Source organism: Sphaerisporangium album (assembly GCF_003323745.1).
Classification (GTDB): Bacteria; Actinomycetota; Actinomycetes; order Streptosporangiales; family Streptosporangiaceae; genus Sphaerisporangium; species Sphaerisporangium album.
This window is the reverse complement of sequence record NZ_QOIL01000034.1, coordinates 12,333-26,817: the sequence shown is the minus strand read 5'-3', so window position 1 is coordinate 26,817 and position 14,485 is coordinate 12,333. Positions and strand designations below refer to the sequence as shown.

General features: G+C 69.7%; 16 protein-coding genes. 3 read left to right on the top strand and 13 right to left on the bottom strand.

Annotated elements, in window-relative coordinates:
• Window positions 1–116: 116 nt before the first annotated feature.
• Window positions 117–890: a hypothetical protein gene (locus DQ384_RS38150; RefSeq protein WP_114033760.1), complete on the top strand. Its 774-nt coding sequence runs from the start codon at window positions 117–119 to the stop codon at window positions 888–890.
• A 376-nt stretch (window positions 891–1,266) separates the two neighbouring features.
• On the opposite strand, the gene DQ384_RS38145 is transcribed toward DQ384_RS38150, so the two are convergent.
• From DQ384_RS38145 to DQ384_RS38120, 6 genes are all read right to left on the bottom strand, one after another.
• Complete coding sequence (locus tag DQ384_RS38145; RefSeq protein WP_114033759.1) at window positions 1,267–1,908, bottom strand: hypothetical protein; 642 nt, start codon at window positions 1,906–1,908, stop codon at window positions 1,267–1,269.
• A gap of 243 nt (window positions 1,909–2,151) precedes the next feature.
• Window positions 2,152–2,808: a hypothetical protein gene (locus tag DQ384_RS38140; protein WP_114033758.1), complete on the bottom strand. Its 657-nt coding sequence runs from the start codon at window positions 2,806–2,808 to the stop codon at window positions 2,152–2,154.
• A complete protein-coding gene (locus DQ384_RS38135; RefSeq protein WP_114033757.1) occupies window positions 2,799–3,707 on the bottom strand; it encodes a PfkB family carbohydrate kinase in 909 nt (302 codons plus the stop codon). The genes DQ384_RS38140 and DQ384_RS38135 overlap by 10 nt, the downstream gene beginning before the upstream one ends.
• A gap of 1 nt (window position 3,708) precedes the next feature.
• On the bottom strand, window positions 3,709–4,146 hold the full coding sequence (locus DQ384_RS38130) for an NUDIX hydrolase (protein WP_114033756.1): 438 nt from the start codon (window positions 4,144–4,146) through the stop codon (window positions 3,709–3,711).
• A 95-nt stretch (window positions 4,147–4,241) separates the two neighbouring features.
• Window positions 4,242–5,378 carry a radical SAM/SPASM domain-containing protein gene (locus DQ384_RS38125; protein ID WP_114033755.1) on the bottom strand — a complete coding sequence of 379 codons (1,137 nt, stop codon included), beginning with the start codon at window positions 5,376–5,378 and terminating at the stop codon, window positions 4,242–4,244.
• Window positions 5,375–6,112, bottom strand: coding sequence for an adenylate kinase family protein (locus DQ384_RS38120; protein WP_181871644.1), 738 nt, complete (start codon window positions 6,110–6,112; stop codon window positions 5,375–5,377). The genes DQ384_RS38125 and DQ384_RS38120 overlap by 4 nt, the downstream gene beginning before the upstream one ends.
• Before the next feature lie 101 nt (window positions 6,113–6,213).
• Here DQ384_RS38120 and DQ384_RS38115 point away from each other — a divergent pair, with 101 nt between their 5' ends.
• Window positions 6,214–6,669 carry a TSCPD domain-containing protein gene (locus tag DQ384_RS38115; RefSeq protein ID WP_114033753.1) on the top strand — a complete coding sequence of 152 codons (456 nt, stop codon included), beginning with the start codon at window positions 6,214–6,216 and terminating at the stop codon, window positions 6,667–6,669.
• On the opposite strand, the gene DQ384_RS38110 is transcribed toward DQ384_RS38115, so the two are convergent.
• Genes DQ384_RS38110 through DQ384_RS38100 form a run of 3 tightly spaced genes read right to left on the bottom strand, consistent with a single transcriptional unit; the run spans window position 6,659 to window position 9,656 of the window.
• Window positions 6,659–7,276, bottom strand: a complete 618-nt coding sequence (locus DQ384_RS38110; protein WP_114033752.1) for a nucleoside/nucleotide kinase family protein — start codon at window positions 7,274–7,276, stop codon at window positions 6,659–6,661. The genes DQ384_RS38115 and DQ384_RS38110 overlap by 11 nt on opposite strands.
• Window positions 7,264–8,643 (bottom strand): NAD(P)-dependent oxidoreductase, encoded by a 1,380-nt coding sequence (locus tag DQ384_RS38105; protein ID WP_114033751.1) that lies wholly within the window; start codon window positions 8,641–8,643, stop codon window positions 7,264–7,266. The genes DQ384_RS38110 and DQ384_RS38105 overlap by 13 nt, the downstream gene beginning before the upstream one ends.
• A complete protein-coding gene (locus tag DQ384_RS38100; RefSeq protein WP_114033750.1) occupies window positions 8,640–9,656 on the bottom strand; it encodes a 7-cyano-7-deazaguanine synthase in 1,017 nt (338 codons plus the stop codon). The genes DQ384_RS38105 and DQ384_RS38100 overlap by 4 nt, the downstream gene beginning before the upstream one ends.
• Before the next feature lie 240 nt (window positions 9,657–9,896).
• On the opposite strand from DQ384_RS38100, the gene DQ384_RS38095 reads away from it, so the two are divergent.
• Window positions 9,897–11,375: an NsdA family TPR-like regulatory protein gene (locus DQ384_RS38095; protein WP_484378271.1), complete on the top strand. Its 1,479-nt coding sequence runs from the start codon at window positions 9,897–9,899 to the stop codon at window positions 11,373–11,375.
• A 250-nt stretch (window positions 11,376–11,625) separates the two neighbouring features.
• On the opposite strand, the gene DQ384_RS41865 is transcribed toward DQ384_RS38095, so the two are convergent.
• The 4 genes from DQ384_RS41865 to DQ384_RS38080 form a co-directional block, all read right to left on the bottom strand.
• Window positions 11,626–11,796: a hypothetical protein gene (locus DQ384_RS41865; protein WP_181871643.1), complete on the bottom strand. Its 171-nt coding sequence runs from the start codon at window positions 11,794–11,796 to the stop codon at window positions 11,626–11,628.
• 189 nt (window positions 11,797–11,985) lie between these two features.
• Complete coding sequence (locus tag DQ384_RS40695; RefSeq protein ID WP_147269054.1) at window positions 11,986–12,600, bottom strand: hypothetical protein; 615 nt, start codon at window positions 12,598–12,600, stop codon at window positions 11,986–11,988.
• 112 nt (window positions 12,601–12,712) lie between these two features.
• Complete coding sequence (locus DQ384_RS38085) at window positions 12,713–13,054, bottom strand: hypothetical protein (protein ID WP_220183367.1); 342 nt, start codon at window positions 13,052–13,054, stop codon at window positions 12,713–12,715.
• A gap of 143 nt (window positions 13,055–13,197) precedes the next feature.
• A complete protein-coding gene (locus DQ384_RS38080; protein ID WP_114033747.1) occupies window positions 13,198–14,454 on the bottom strand; it encodes a DUF932 domain-containing protein in 1,257 nt (418 codons plus the stop codon).
• Window positions 14,455–14,485: the final 31 nt, after the last annotated feature.

Below are 14,485 nucleotides of genomic sequence, written 5' to 3'. Positions count from 1 at the left end.
GCGGCCCCAGCGGAGGTGGCGGGCCTGCTGGCGCCGAAATGATCACACCCGTAGTTTTCAATGCGAAAACCTAGTACGCTAGTTTCCGCATCGAAAACCACTACTCGGGGGTTCCGTTGTCCGACTCCACCAGAGGTGGCCGGCCGCCGGTCGGCACACCCATCACCACCACCATCCCAGACGAACTCCTCGCCGAGATTGACAGGCGTGCCGCCATGTCCGGCGGCACGCGGGCCGCCGAGGTACGAGACCTGCTCGCCAGCTCTCTCGGTCTTTTCGGCGGACCGATCGAGCTTCCCGTCTCCGAGTGGGGCCGGGTAGCCGAGGAGGTACGTCCCGCCACCGAGTTGCTCGCACGATGGATCAGCCACAACCCGGCCAAGGCGCTGAAGAGATATCGGGATTACCGCGTTCGCTCTCTCGATCCGGACCGGCTCCTTCGCGTGATCGACGTGGCGCGCGGAGAACTTCAGCTCGCCAGGCAGCCCTCTCGGCATCTGGATGCCGAACTGCTCGATCGGCTGGGCAGCGAGAGCGGACGCCCGGCGCGCAGCCTCCTCGCCGCAACGGTCATGCAAGAGCTCGACCGTCAGGGTCTCTTCCGAGCCATCGAACTCCTGGACCGCGCCACGCGGGCGATCGAGGAAGGAGCGCGGCTGTCAACCAGTGGTCGGCAGGGGGATGACCGCGATGTTGCGCTCTGGCTGTCCAACTCCTACGAGATCCGCTTGCTGATGGACGAGCAATGGCGAAACGCTTACGAGATCGCCAAGAGCGTGGTTGACGAACTCGGACGGGCAGGGTTCGAGGTGGTCAGTCCTTCTCCTGGGGTAGACGTGTGTGCGCTGCTCTCGATGAGGGTCGAACTGGAGGTGCGGCCCCGATCTTGACCGCGGCTCGCTCGGGGTTGCATACGGCTGCACGCAGCTCAGCGGCCCCGATTAGCTCTCGCAGTGCGCGAGCACCTTCCCCGAGCACCCGCCGATGGAAATTTTTACGCAAGATGACGAAGGCCCGCGCGGTGGCGGGCCTGATCGTGCTAGCTGATCACAGGATGGCGTTCGCCCTGGTCAAATGTCAACTGGCACTGGGGACGCGTCGCGTTGGGGGCTGTGCCGGGTAGCGGGAGCAGCGCTGTACGCCGACCCAAGCTCACCCACTTGGGCTGGCGCGCGGCCTCTCCCTCGGGAACAGCGCAGCCGCCGCACTATGGGCCCGGCTTTCATGCCGGGCCCATGACCATTGCCGCCTGCCCTTCTGTACCTTTCATGATGCGCTGGTTGCGCGCCGATCCCGTATACCATCCCGCGCCGCTACGACCATCCAGGCGAAGCCCGCGAAGGGCAGGGCCCACCCGACATGCAAGGGAATCTCCGCCAAAGCCTCAGGAATCCCACTGAGGACGACGCCGAAACCGATGACGGGAAGTCCGCGAGCGTCGATGGTGGCAGTCTGCCGTTCCTTCTCCTGCAGCAGACGATGAAGTTCGTCCAGTCTCGCCGTGAACGTGCGGTTGAGCTCGGTGAGGGCTTCTTCTCGCGCACCTCGTTCCTGGCTTACCGCGCTCATGGTGTCGTTCAGCCGCTTTTCGAGATCAATGATGTATCGGTGGAGCGTTTCGATGCGCTCGTCGATGGGCGCATCCGACATCCACGGGTAGTTGTTCTTCTGGACGCTCATGGCGTCGGAGGCACGGCCCTCCTCAGAGAGCCCCTGCAAAGTGATCTTCTGTGTTGAACGACGGAAGCGATTGACCCTTGACCGGATCCGGGTTCCCGAGATCTGGAGAATCCTGCTGGCACCGTCTGGCGCGACGATGAAGGCGCCGATCAGCGCGATGGCAACGCCTACGAACTTGTTGACCTGTGTCAAGATGGCGGCCTCCCTCAGGAGGTCCGTGTTGTTCATAAACGTCCAGAGTAGCGACCTTGGCAAACTATGGCCGTCACCCCAGTGACCAGCGGTGGTACCCATTCCGAGCGGGCGCGGTTATAGCCGACTTGTCCCCATCACGCCCAGGCCAGAGACGCAGCAGACCCGCGCGGTGGCAGGCCTGATCGTGCTAGCCGATCAGCGGATCGCGTTCGCCCTGGTCAAAGGCCAACCAGGCCAGCCTTACTGGATCGGACTCCGGCCTTGGTGGTTCAGCGGTCAGAGGAGGTGCAGCTTATGGAGCGTGCGCAGGCATTCGTCGAACTGGTCTAGGGTCATGCGCTTCGCGGCTGCCTGCTCGGGGGATTCCTGCGCTGCGCCGTACTGCCACCACACCTGGCCTGTGGCTCGGTCGGTGACCAGGAACCGGTCCTTGACGGCGGGGCCGCGGGCGATGAGGGACACCGTGTCGGGCTCGGCGACCGCGGCATGGACCATCGTGTGGTGCAGCGTGTAGCTGTCACCGGCCTTCTCTGTGCGCACCATCTTGGCGTGCAGCTTCCTGACGTCGATCGACTCGTTGAACCCTTCCTCGGTCCCGTAAAGGGTGTGGGTGTAGCTGCCCGTGAGGAGACGGGCGGAGTAGGTCCATCGGTGGTTGTGCGGCCGGTCGTAGTGGTCCGGGCCGAACAGGTGCAGCCGGAGCCGGAACCCGGATTCCCGGTCGTCGTGCAGGACGAGCTTGTCGAGGATGTCGTAGTGCTCGCACAGCCCCTGCAGGTGTGCGTCGCCGCGGATCGCCTCGACGGCGGCGCGCAGCGCGGCGCGGTCCTGCGCGAGGTCGGCGAGCAGCCCGGCGGTGGTGAGCTGGACCTGTGAGGTGTCGTCCCAGTCGAGGGCGCGCAGGGCGGGCAGGTGGGGGTCGATTACGGACATGCCGGTACTCCTGTCGGTGAGGGCGGGGTTCCGGAGCGGCCGGGGTGGCTGCCCGGTGGGCCGCAGTGCGCCGTGCCGATGAGGCAGGCCTGGCGCAGCGCGGTGGAGGTGTCGTGGCCGTTGAGGTGGGCGGCGGCGAACCCGGCGGAGAACGCGGCCCCGGCGCCGTGGGTGTGGATGATCGGGCCGTCCCCGGCGGGGGCGCGGTGGCGTGCGCCGACCTGATGGGCGATCGCGCCGAGGCTACCCAGGGTGACCAGCACCACGTCCGGGGCCAGGCGCCGGGCGAGGTCGTCGGCCAGGTCGCCGGCGTGGTGCGCCTGGTTTTCAGGGAGGCTGGTCTGCACGATGGGACGGGATCCGGCGGCGGCCTGTGCGATGTCGGGGTGTAGCGGGTCGCCGCCGAGGTTGAGCATCAGCGGGACGCCCGCGCGGGCGGTCGCGGTGATGGCGCGGGTGGCCGCCGCAGTGAGAACCGCGTAGCAGTCGATGTAGGTGAGCCGGGCGGTGGTCAGCGCGGACAGATCGACGTCGGCCAGGCCCGCGTAGGCGGGGGCGAGGTAGGCGAACCAGGTGCGGGTGCCGGTGCGGTCGGTGATGATCGTGAGCTCGGCGGTCATGGTGGCGGCCTGCAGGGACAGCTGATGCTGAACGCCGGCGCCGTCCAGGCGGGACAGCAGTGCCGATCCGGTGACGTCGCTGCCGACGTGGTTAGCCGCCAACGCGGTGCGCAGCCCGAGGCCTCGGGCGGTGATCGCGGTGATCGGGCCGTCTCCGGCAAGGGAGTGGGTGACGCTGTGGACCTCGGCGCCGGTATCGGCGGCGGGGTAGCGGTCGACGGCCAGCAGGCGGGCGCCGGCGAGGTAGCTGAAGCAGGCGAGGTCCACAGCGCCGTCCATGTCAGCTCCAGCCGCGCTCGGAGTAGACAGTGCCCTTGGCGTAGAGGGTGAGGGCCTCGGCGGCGTAGGGAATCATCTGCTCGGGCAGGGCGTCGAGCGGGAACCAGTCCCATCCGGCGCACTTGTCCGGCTCGCGGTTGACGACCTCGCCGGTCCACTGCGTGACCTCGAAGAACATGGCGGTGCGAGCGTCGTCGGTGAAGTGGTGCATCAGGTGCGCGAAGCGCACCGCGGCCGCATCGACGGCCACGCCGATCTCTTCGGCGGTCTCGCGGATCAGCGCGGCGCTCGCCGCTTCGCCCGGGTCCAGGTGCCCGGACGGCAGGTGCCAGTCGCCGTCGCGCCAGCCGGTGTTCCGCCGCTCGCCGAGCAGGATCTCGTCGCCTCGGCGAAGGATGAGGTGGACGTCGACGCAGGTCTTGTAACGCTCTTTGGCCATGATGTGCCTCTTATCGTGTTTGCGCTGGCTGCGGCGGGCGTCGCCGCAGGAGGGCAAGGATGCCGGAGCCGGTCGACGGGCGGCGGGCGGATCGGTCAGTTGGCCGGGACGGACTTCCACAGCCGGCACACCGGGAAGATCTCCTCTTCGGCGCAGGAGGAAGCGCCATCGACGATCTGCTCAGCGGGGCAGCCGCCCATGCAGGAGCCGGGGGCCTTGCAACTCCCGCAGCCGTGCTGGACGAGCGCGCCGGTGAACAGATCGAACTCGTTGGGGCCCCGGTTCAACTCGATGCGGCCTTCGGAGGTGACGGTGGCGAAGTGCAGATCTGTGTCGAATAGGAACGAGCACACGTAGGCGCGCCCGTCGGGGAAGATGCTGATGCGGTCCAGGGTCCGGCCGATACACCCGCTGTACCCCTCGGCCTGGTATCGAGGCATCTCCTGCCGGCGTGCGAATGTCGGCTGGTACCAGACGCGAGTGCGGCGGCCGGCCGAGGCGGCGGGCAGCGCGTCGCAGAACTCCAGCCACTCATGCGGGCGCATGCCCCAGTCGTCGTTGCCGTGGCCACGGCCGATCACCGAGAAAACATGGAACTTGACCAGCGACACCCCCAGGCGGTCGGCGATGTCCAGCAGGTTCAGGCAGTCGCCGACGTTGGCCTTGTTGACGGTGCAGATGATCCGAGTGTCGAACCCCCGCTGCGCCAACTCCTCGACGGTCTCCAAGGTGGTGGCGAAGGAGCCCGGGCCGCGGACGACGTCGTGCGTGGCCGGCGAGCCGCCGTCCAAGCTGATCTGCACGTACGCGAAGTCACCGGGCTCCATCCGCGCGAACTTGCGGCGCGCGGGGGCCAGGCCGTTGCTGGTGGTGATGACCTGCTCGTAGCCGATCTGCCCGGCCAGGCGGATGGTGTCCTCGTAGCGAGGGTGCAGCGTCGGCTCGCCACCCAGGATGGTCAGCTTGGAGCCTCCCATCTGCCGCCAGGCGATGAGCGTGGCGCGGATCTGCTCGAAAGGCATCTTCAGCGCTCGCTCCAGCCGGTCGCCCATGTAGCAGGAGCCGCATCGCAGCTGGCACGCCTCGGTGATGTACAGGTAGACGTTGCGGAACCGGCCGTAGGGCACGCGGTCGATGCGCAGGAAGTCTGCGGAGTTGCCGGGCGCGGGCATGCGGGCGTGCCCGTAGGCATCTGCGCGGCCCCGGGCCGGCATGGGCAGGTCGACGGTCATGGGATCAGCGCTCCGGGGTCGGGGTGCAGGGACGGACAGATGCCGAGGGCGGCCTCAGCCGCCGCCACGACGGCCGCGGGTGAGCACCGGGTGTCGATGGTGTGCCAGGGCACACCGCGCGTCTGGAACTCGCGGCGGATGCGCGGGTGGTGCTGGCGGAAGCGGCCGGTGCGGGCCGCCAGCAGGTCGGCGGTGTCGTCGCGGCGCGCTCGCAGCGGCCCGCCGCAGCGGGCGCACCCGCCGTCGGGCCCGGCCGTGGCGGGCCGGTGCGGTTCGTCGGCCGAGCCGCTCTCGCAGGCCGGGCAGACCCGCCGTGTCTGTGCGCGCCGCCGGGCGCTCTCCTGGTCCACCAGGAGCTCCACGACATGCAGCTCCACGCCCATCCGGTCCAGCACCCCGGCGGTATGGACGGCCTGGACGGGGTTACCGGGAAAGCCCTCCAGCAGCAGCAAGATGCCGGGTGATGGGCGGAAGGGACCGTGAAGAGCATGATCGATCAGGCTCAGGGCCACGGGATCGGGCACCCACCCCAGGGGGTCGGTGCTGGTTCGCATCGTCTGGGCCAGGCCCTCGTCGTGCGCCGCCCGGTGGCGGGCATACTCGCGCAGCCGGAAGATCAGGCCCCTATGGCGGGACGCCAGGGTGGCGGTGAGGCTGGACTTGCCGGCCGCCGGCGGCCCGAGCACGCTCACGGCCACAGGCCCCTGGCGAGCCGATTGCTGAGCTAGGAGCACCTCACGCTCCTTACGGCGCGTCTGCGGGAATCCGTGCCGGCGCGCCGCGGGTGCGGCATGATGCGGCGTGCCCATCCGACCTCCGCCCACAGGGAGCCGATATGACCTCTCGCACTGCCCGGCCGAACGGCCACACCCGGCGTTTCAGCATCGGTGGCGCGCAAGGCCACCTGATCACCTCCGCCAACGCGGACGGCTCGCTGGGGCGAGTGGTGGTGCACCTGGGCAAGCACGGGTCCACGCTGCGCGGACTCACCGATGCCCTCTACAACATGATCAATGTGGCGCTCGATCACGGTGTTCCTCTCGTGAAGATCGTCAACGACCTGGTGGGCGTGGCCTACGAGCCGCGCGGCCTGACCGACGACCCCGATATCCGCATCGCGGCCTCGATCACCGACTACATCGGCCGCCGCCTGGCCCTGGACTACCTGCCACGCGCCGACCGCGCCGAGCTGGGCGTGCTGACCGCCGAGGAGCGGACCGCGCAGGCCGACCAGCAGAGCTCCGGTGCCGGCGTGCCCCAGCCGCGCAGCAGCGCCCTGGTCACCGCGTAGCGGGCAGCCGCGCCCGGGTGAGGATCTGGCGCGCGAGCTCGCGCGGGTGAGTGCGTCCATCCAGGACGTGCGCCGTGATCCCGGCCCTGCGCCACTCGCCCGGGTCGGCGCCCCGGTACAGCGCCTCCATGACCTCGGCGGCGGTGCCGTGGCCGCTGGTGCGGATCCGGGCGAGGTTGCGCCGGCACCGCTCCGGCCACGGCACGGCCAGGGCCACCACGGTGGAGTGCTGCCACAGGCGGGGATCGATGAGGTCCAGGGCGTGGCGGTAGGTGACGTCCACGCCGTCGGCGTGGCCGCCCCGCGCGAGCTCGACCACGGCGACCGCGTCGGGGTCGGCGGCGACCAGGTCGGCGAGGCGGTCGCTGATCCGCCGGACCCCCTCGTCGAACAGGTACCCGTCGGCGACGAACCGCCAATCGCCGAACGGGTGCCGGTGGTGGGTGTGACCGAGGTCGGCCGCCACGGCCTCCAGCAGCAGCTGCTCGTCGCTCAGCACCGTCACGGCGGCCTCCGGCCGTTCGTGCGTCAATAGCTCCACGACGGTCCTGGTGAGGGTGGACTTGCCGCACGCGGCCGGCCCGGTCACCCAGATCACCCACGCCATGCCGCGACCTCCTCCGGGGCGCGCAATCCGATCCGGGCCAGGTAGTCGCCGGCGTCGATACCGTGGAGAACGCACCAGGTACGCAGCAGCCCTTCCTGCTCGATCAGTGCCCGCCACGGGGCCGGCAGGTCGGGCAGGTCGGCTACGTCGGCGACCGTGTGCAGCCGGTGGCCCAGCCGGTGCGCGGCGGCGGGCAGCCCGGCCGCCGCCAGGAACAGCAGGGTCATCACCGGGTCCATCGCCGCGTTGGTCGCCCCGTGGCTGGCGGCCCGATGGAACAGGACCGGGTACCCGTCGGCCAGCATGACCAGCTCCCGCGCCTGCGGCCATGCCGGAGCCGTGAACTGGTAGCGGCGCCCGGCGGGGCCCGGCGATCGGGTGAGCCGAATCCCCGGCGCCGGGGCGAGGGCCTCGATCACCGATGGGGATTCCAGCGCTGCGATGAGGTGGGAGAACTCCACCGCCTTGGAGGAGGCGCTCGCCAGATACATGCGCCGCCGCCCTCTGGCGAGGAACGCGCTGACCAGTTCCGGCGGGGTCGCGGCCGTCCCGGTGGCGCCCACCAGCAGCACCGTGCCGCGCTCGGCCACCTGACGCCAGTCCACCAGCGTCATGCCGTCAGCGAGCTGGGGCCGGCGCGGGTCGATCACGGCGACCTGGCAGCCGCGCGCCGCGAGCTCGGCGGCGATGGCCGCGCCGATGCGGCCGTACCCGGCGACGGCCACCGGAAGGTGCCGGACGAACACGTGATCCTCGCGGAGCGCGAGCAGGATCTCGTCCACGGTGGTCTCGGCGACGAACGCCCCCTCGTGGCAGGTCTTGAGCGCGCACCCGGAGATGGTCACCGCCGGAAGCTCCAGCGTGCGCGGGGTGCCGGGAACCGGCCCGTCGACCTCGGCGTACTGGTAGTTCCAGGCGCCGCGGCTGGTGTGCTCCACCGCGCCCAGGCAGCTGGGCAGGTAGGGCCGCAGCTCAGGGGTATCGTGCAGCAGCGGCACCGCGTATCCGCCGTCCTCGACGATCATCCACCGGGCATCGGCGGTGCGGGCTTGCGTGGCGACCAGGTGGATGGCCTCGGTGACCGCCGCCCGCATCACCTGGGCGAACCGCAGCGGGTGCGGCGCGGGCGGGGCGATCACCGGGCCGAGCCGCTGGTAGGCGTCAACCACCTCCGGCTTGGCCGGCCCGTAGGGGATCACCACGCTGACCAGGCGGGCGCCGGCCGCGGCCAACGCGTGGGCGGTCACGGCGGCGTCGCAGATGCCGTGCCCGATGAACAGGACCTCGACCCCTGCCAGGGTGCCGGCGCAGCGGCGGGCATGGCCGTCCAGGACCGGCATCGTCTGGGCCATCGTCGCCGCAGTCATGACAGGATCCCCGCGCCGGTGAGGACCTGGCGCACCGAGCCGGTCGCCTCGTGCGGGGCCGCCAGCGCCCGCTCGGCCTCCTCCCGCGGCAGAAACCCGCAGGTGACCTCCCGGGCCAGGCGAACAGTGTCGGGATGGAACCCCAGAAGCCGCGCCGCCTTGGCCTCGGCCACCCGGCCCAGCAGACAGGAGTTCGCGCTGGACTCCACCACCCGCTCGCCGGCGGGCGGCTCCCACCCGACCTCCCGCAGCACGCTGACCGTGTCCTCCAGGCCGGCGCCGAGCAGGAACGGCAGATGCACCACCAGCACCGGCTCGTGCGCGCCAGGCGGTTGCAGCCGGCGCACCGCGGAGAAGGTGTACCGGCCGTTGCCCGGGTTCTGCGACAGGCCGACCCACTCGTTGGTGCCGAGGAAGAACACCCGCGCGCCGTGGCGGGCCGCCTCACGGTGGTAGGCCGGAACGACCAGGCGACGGCACAGCTGGCAGGTTCGCACGTAGGCCATCGGTTCGCGCTGCTTCACCGAGTAGCGTTCGCGGCCCAGCAGGTACAACTCCCGGAACCGCTCGGCGAGCAGCGGGGTCTCCTCGCGGTCGTACAGCTCCGCGGTGAGCACGTAGCTCGCACGGTCCTCGGGCTGGATATGCGGCCGCAGGTCGACCACCTCGTGGCGCACCCCCAGCTGGGCGGCGACCCGGGCGGCGCGCTGGGTGATGTGCGCAGGGTAGTAACCGGTGTCGAACGTGATCGCCACCGGAGTGAAGCCCATCTTCAGGACCCGCACCAGGGTGGCGGTCGAGTCCTTCCCGCCGGACAGGCCGACCAGCGCGTCGACCTCGCCCCGGCCGCCGCCGGCCAGCGCGCGCACGTGCTGCAGCTCCCGCCGGCGGATGGAAGCGTGAGGCGACTCAGCCCACCAATGGCAGATGGCGCACAGGCCGCTGGGCAGGATCCGCACCGTCGGGTTGCGGGTGGTGTTGGGGCAACGCGCACAGGACTGGACCTGATCCATCAGACCTCCAGAACCTTGAGAGAGGCCTCGGGCCGAGCGCTGCTACCCGGCCGTGTGCACTCACAGTGGTCGCGGCGGGGAGCGCAGGCCAGAGCGACCCTTTCGCACATCACACCGTTGCGAGAGCCGCTCACACCTACGGCCGGTGAGGGTGCGAGCAACTCGCACCGAACAAACCCATGACGTCGCGTAAGGAGCTGACTACGTTGGTAGGGGCCGGAGCGTGAGGAGACGAGCGCGATGCGCCCACGAGGTCATCAGTTCACTTGCGCGAAAGAGCTTCGTCAGCGGTACCTCGACGACGGATGCTCTCTGGCGGAGGGGAGCGCCCACCTTGTCGCCCTCGTCGCCGAGATAGTCGACTGCTGCGCGGTGCTCCCTGTTAAGGCCCACCGCCTGGCCCGAGGGTGGAAGGTGCAAGAGGCCGTCGATGCCCTGCACAGGCTGTGCCGGACGCAGGCACTGCCCTGCGGGATGACCCGCGAGCAGTTGTCGCACTTCGAGAACGGCCTGCAGCCAGGCCGGCAGTACGGTGACCTGCTGTGCCGCCTCTACCGGACCGGGCCGGTGCAGATGGGCTGGGCCAAGGACTACTCCCTGCCCGGGACGAAATCATCTCCGCCTCCGGCCGGTGGTCGCCAAACACCGGCCCGCCGTGTTTCGATAGGGACAAACGGTGACGACGGTGAGGCAGCCGTGAAACGACGTGAAATGCTGCGCAGCATTCTTACTGCCGGCGGCACCCTGCCGTTCCTGGTCCTGGACGAGCTGGACCAAATCCGCGGCCGCATGGACGCCCTTCTCGCCTCATCCTCGATCAGCGCCGCGACCTTGGACCGCTGGGAGGAGACGGTCCACGGCTACGCCTACGGCTTCAAATCCCGGCCGCCCCGCCAACTTCTGGAAGACGTGCTGCTGGACTTCGCCGAGCTCCACCAGCACGCCGCCAGCCGCCAGCCCGTCGACCACCAGACGCGGCTGTGCCGGCTCAGCGCCCAGCTCGCCGGCATGGCGGGCAACATCCTGGCCGACCTCGGCCACCACCGGCACGCCCGCCGCTGGTTCTCAACAGCACAGATCGCGGCCGACGAGACCGGCGACCGGTTCCTGAAGGCATGGGTACGCGCGCGGGAGGCGACCGTGAGCCTCTACCACCACCAGCCGCCCCAGACCGCGATCGCTCTGGCAGGCGAGGCACGGCAGTGGGCCGGGCAGGCACCCTGCGCCGGCGCCGCGCTGGCGGCCGCCACCGAGGCCCGCGCCTACGCCCGCCTCGGCGATGCGGCCCGCGGCCTGGAGGCGCTGCGGCAGGCACAGGCCATCACCGAGAAGCTCCCTGACGCGCACCTGGAAAACTCGATCTTCGGCTACCCCCGGCAGCAGATGGCCTTCCACCTCGAGGCCACCCTGACCGCGATCGGGCGGGTGAAGGAAGCACGCCAGGCCCAGCGGGAAGCCCTCGCCCTCTACCCGCCCACCGAGCACGTCAACCCCGCCCTGATCCGGCTCGACGAGGCCTCATGCCTCATCCGCTCCGGCGACCCCGCCAGCGGCTACCAGCTCGCAGGCCAGCATCTCCTGGCCATGCCCGAGGGCTACCGGACGCCCCTGGTGCTGTCGCGGGCACACGAACTGCTCGACACCTCCCGCCCCGGTCACCGAGGCGCGGCCTCCTACGACCACTATCGCGAGACGCTGAGCACCCTGACCACCGCCTGATCCAGATCCCTCGTCTCCCTGGCCGTCCCGAAGGATCAGGGAGTCTGTGTCACGTACCTGCCCGCGCTGCACGGGGCGGGCAGGTACGTGGGTCCGGCACCCACCCAGGGGGCAGCGGGTGCCGGGTGCGTTATCTCGCGGTCGGGAGACAGGGACCCGCGTCGCGGCTGCGGGCGCCGGCCCGCGCTACAGCCGTGTGGCCTGGGGCTCGCGTCCCTTCCCTGAGCGTCCCGTGAGTGGGAGTTCCGGATTACTGCTGGTCGGCGGGCTTATCGGCCAGATTCGCCAGCAGGGCGTGCGCGATGGCGTCGAGCAGGTAAGCGGTCCGCTGCTCTGGGGTAACTCCAGCGGTGGGGATGAAGCCCTTCCACGCAGCGGACAGACTCTTCTCCGCCGCAGCGATATGTGCTTGCTTGTCCATTAATCCTCCTTCCGTGTCCTCACGGAAGGATGCACTACAACACCGACATTTCAGCACGGATCGGTGCGACCTGAGCCCTCCTCGCCATCTCACGGACCCTCGGGCCACAGTTGAAACGACGAAGGCCCGCGCTGTGGCGGGCCTGACCGGCGTTCGCGCTGGTCACATGTCGACTTGGGGCGCGCGAGATTAACGGGGCGTGGTCTTCAGTGTTGCTGGGCCAAGGAGCTCGGTGATGTTCTGTGCCAGTTCCCTGTAGATCTCGACGTTGCTGATATGAACTATGTTGGTGATCTTGAGCTCATGCATCCGGCGAGCGCCTTCCGCCGCCGAATCGCCATCGATTTCAACCTGCATCTTCTGCTTGAGCAGCGCGGCATAGCGGGCCGGAATGAGAGGTAGGCGCAGGAGCAGACGCTGGCTGGCCACCTGCTTTTTGTCGGTGTCTTGCGTGACGAGGAATTCCGCATAGAGATCACCGACCTCCTGTAGTTGCCTGATTAGGGAGTAATTCACGTCCCGCCTGCGCTGTTCCTCCAGTTGCAACCGGAGTCGTGCATCTGCCGCGTCCCGTTCCTCACGTAGGCGCCGATCCGCGTCTTCCCGATCCGCAGCCCGCTGCGTCTCGCCGTCCGTTCGATCTCTTTCTCGCCTGCGGTTGTCGACCAAGGCGATGACCAGCGCAACGATCACTGCAGCTACGGTTCCCCAGCCCTGCAGCTGGTCGGTGAAAGGTACATCGTTCGGCGTGGGGGACGGTGCAGCAAGGGCTGATCGTAGATCCGGAAGCGAAGGCATGTTCATGCAGAGATTCTGCCGTTCGTCTGGGCTTCTCCAGGTCTATCCGTTTCGAGCTGTGTGTGACCGTGACGTCACCACGATGGTCAGCTTGAATGCACATCGCACGGCCAGGCACTCAGCCATCTTCGTCCTGTCCACGCTCATCGGGGGAAGCAGAGGCGTCCTTGCGAGGCCGGCCGCCACCGGCACCTTGCCCGGGGCGCTGCCAGCCGGTGATGGTCGACGGCCGCCATACCGGGGTCCGGCCGATCATCCGGTCTTCCTTGGGCAAGATCTTGGCGGTTCGGTAGGTGCGGACGCTGCGCACTCCTATGCCGAGGTGTCTGGCGATGTCGGCCATGGTCCACCAGTCGCCCGGCGGGTTGCCGGCGCCGGCGTCGTCGGGTTCGGCGTTGTCCTCAGTCACATGAAGATTATGGGGGCGGCGTTGCGGGGGTGCATCGGCACCGGCGGCCATCGTCGTCCTTCCTGGTGCGGACACGCCTGAGGGCCGGAAGCGAGTCGATGGGCTTTCGCCCAGGTCGCATGTCCGGCCCTCAGGGGCTCAGGGGTGTTGGTGGGGCGGCCCGTCCCCCCAGCCGGGCCGCCCCCGAGGGGTGATCAGTGGCGGGTCAGCGTCATGAGGTGCCGGTGGGCCTTGTTCTTGAGGCCGTCGTCGGTGCCCTCCAGCAACGCGGTCGCGCGGGCGATCTCCTCGGTCATCGTCTTGCCGGGGCGGCGGGGCGCGAGGTGGTCGAGGTAGTCGGTGATGACGCGCTCGGCGGCGTAGGCGGTGCGGCCCAGGCGTTCGGCCTCGGTCTCGAACATGCCCATGAGGGCGGTGCGGCGGCGGTCGGCGGTGTTGCGGGTGCGCGTCGGGGCGTCCTGCGGCACCGGCCACAGCTCGTCGATCAGGTTGCGCATGTCGTCCATCGCGATCTGCGCGCGGGCCAGGGCGGTCTCCTCGGCGGCGAAGGCGTCGGCGTACTTGAGGGTCAGGCCGAGGCTGCGGCGTGCCTCCTCCAGGCGGTCCAGCGCGCCGGAGGTGTGGCGGATGCCCCAGCGGGCCACCGCGTCGCGCAGGGCGAAGCGCTCGGTGTTCTTGCACAGTGGCCGCCACGGCGACAGGACGGTCTCGGCCTCGCTGCTGGCGTCGTGGCTGTTCATGGCGGCGAGGAACAGGAGGATCTCCTCGTTCAGGCCGCCAGGGTCGACGGTGACGGTCTCCGGGACGCGCATGGAGACGAACACGCGGCGGCCGCCGCGCAGTGCGCCCGCAGTCTCCCAGATGACGCCGTGCTGGCCTACGAGGTCCTCCAGGAACTCGAAGATCTTGCGGTTGGGGATCACCTCGTAGCGGGCGCCGACCACGCCGAGCGCGGTCCCGGTGTCCTCGCGGACGGTGACGTACCGGTCGGGCATGGTGCGCAGCGTCGGGGTGCTCTCGCCGTCGCCCATGAAGCTGTAGCGGACCTCGCGCTTGGTCACCTCCCAGTCGATGCGGCCCAGGGCGAGGACCTCGTCGATGCTGTCGGTGCCGCCGGGGATGACCTGGCCGAGGCCGTGCCAGGCCGGGACGGCGGAGTAGAGGGCCGCGGTGCCGTCGGCGGCGAGGTCCAGGCCGTGCTCGCCGACGACCTTGGCGATCTGACCGGCGAGGTTACGGCGGACGGTGAAGACTTCTCCGGCGTCGATGCCTTGGGTGACGCGGTAGCGGTCGCCGCCGATCGGGGTCATGCGGCCCTCGGCGACCTCGCGGTCGATCCACGCGGCCTTGTCGGCCTGGGCCTGGATGCGGCGGTCGCGTTCGGCGCGCTGGGCGGCGAGCTGGGCGGTCTTCTCGGCGGCGAATGCGGCGTTGACGTCGGTGACGGTCATGGTGCTCCCCCTTTCGTGAACCCCGCCCCTC

Bases quoted from the DNA above. Each gene is read 5' to 3' on its own strand.
- DQ384_RS38145 (WP_114033759.1), bottom strand. From the start codon at position 1,908: ATGAACAACACGGACCTCCTGAGGGAGGCCGCCATCTTGACACAGGTC.
- DQ384_RS38140 (WP_114033758.1), bottom strand. From the start codon at position 2,808: ATGTCCGTAATCGACCCCCACCTGCCCGCCCTGCGCGCCCTCGACTGG.
- DQ384_RS38135 (WP_114033757.1), bottom strand. From the start codon at position 3,707: ATGGACGGCGCTGTGGACCTCGCCTGCTTCAGCTACCTCGCCGGCGCC.
- DQ384_RS38130 (WP_114033756.1), bottom strand. From the start codon at position 4,146: ATGGCCAAAGAGCGTTACAAGACCTGCGTCGACGTCCACCTCATCCTT.
- DQ384_RS38125 (WP_114033755.1), bottom strand. From the start codon at position 5,378: ATGACCGTCGACCTGCCCATGCCGGCCCGGGGCCGCGCAGATGCCTAC.
- DQ384_RS38115 (WP_114033753.1), top strand. From the start codon at position 6,214: ATGACCTCTCGCACTGCCCGGCCGAACGGCCACACCCGGCGTTTCAGC.
- DQ384_RS38110 (WP_114033752.1), bottom strand. From the start codon at position 7,276: ATGGCGTGGGTGATCTGGGTGACCGGGCCGGCCGCGTGCGGCAAGTCC.
- DQ384_RS38105 (WP_114033751.1), bottom strand. From the start codon at position 8,643: ATGACTGCGGCGACGATGGCCCAGACGATGCCGGTCCTGGACGGCCAT.
- DQ384_RS38100 (WP_114033750.1), bottom strand. From the start codon at position 9,656: ATGGATCAGGTCCAGTCCTGTGCGCGTTGCCCCAACACCACCCGCAAC.
- DQ384_RS38095 (WP_484378271.1), top strand. From the start codon at position 9,897: ATGCGCCCACGAGGTCATCAGTTCACTTGCGCGAAAGAGCTTCGTCAG.
- DQ384_RS41865 (WP_181871643.1), bottom strand. From the start codon at position 11,796: ATGGACAAGCAAGCACATATCGCTGCGGCGGAGAAGAGTCTGTCCGCT.
- DQ384_RS40695 (WP_147269054.1), bottom strand. From the start codon at position 12,600: ATGAACATGCCTTCGCTTCCGGATCTACGATCAGCCCTTGCTGCACCG.
- DQ384_RS38085 (WP_220183367.1), bottom strand. From the start codon at position 13,054: ATGGCCGCCGGTGCCGATGCACCCCCGCAACGCCGCCCCCATAATCTT.
- DQ384_RS38080 (WP_114033747.1), bottom strand. From the start codon at position 14,454: ATGACCGTCACCGACGTCAACGCCGCATTCGCCGCCGAGAAGACCGCC.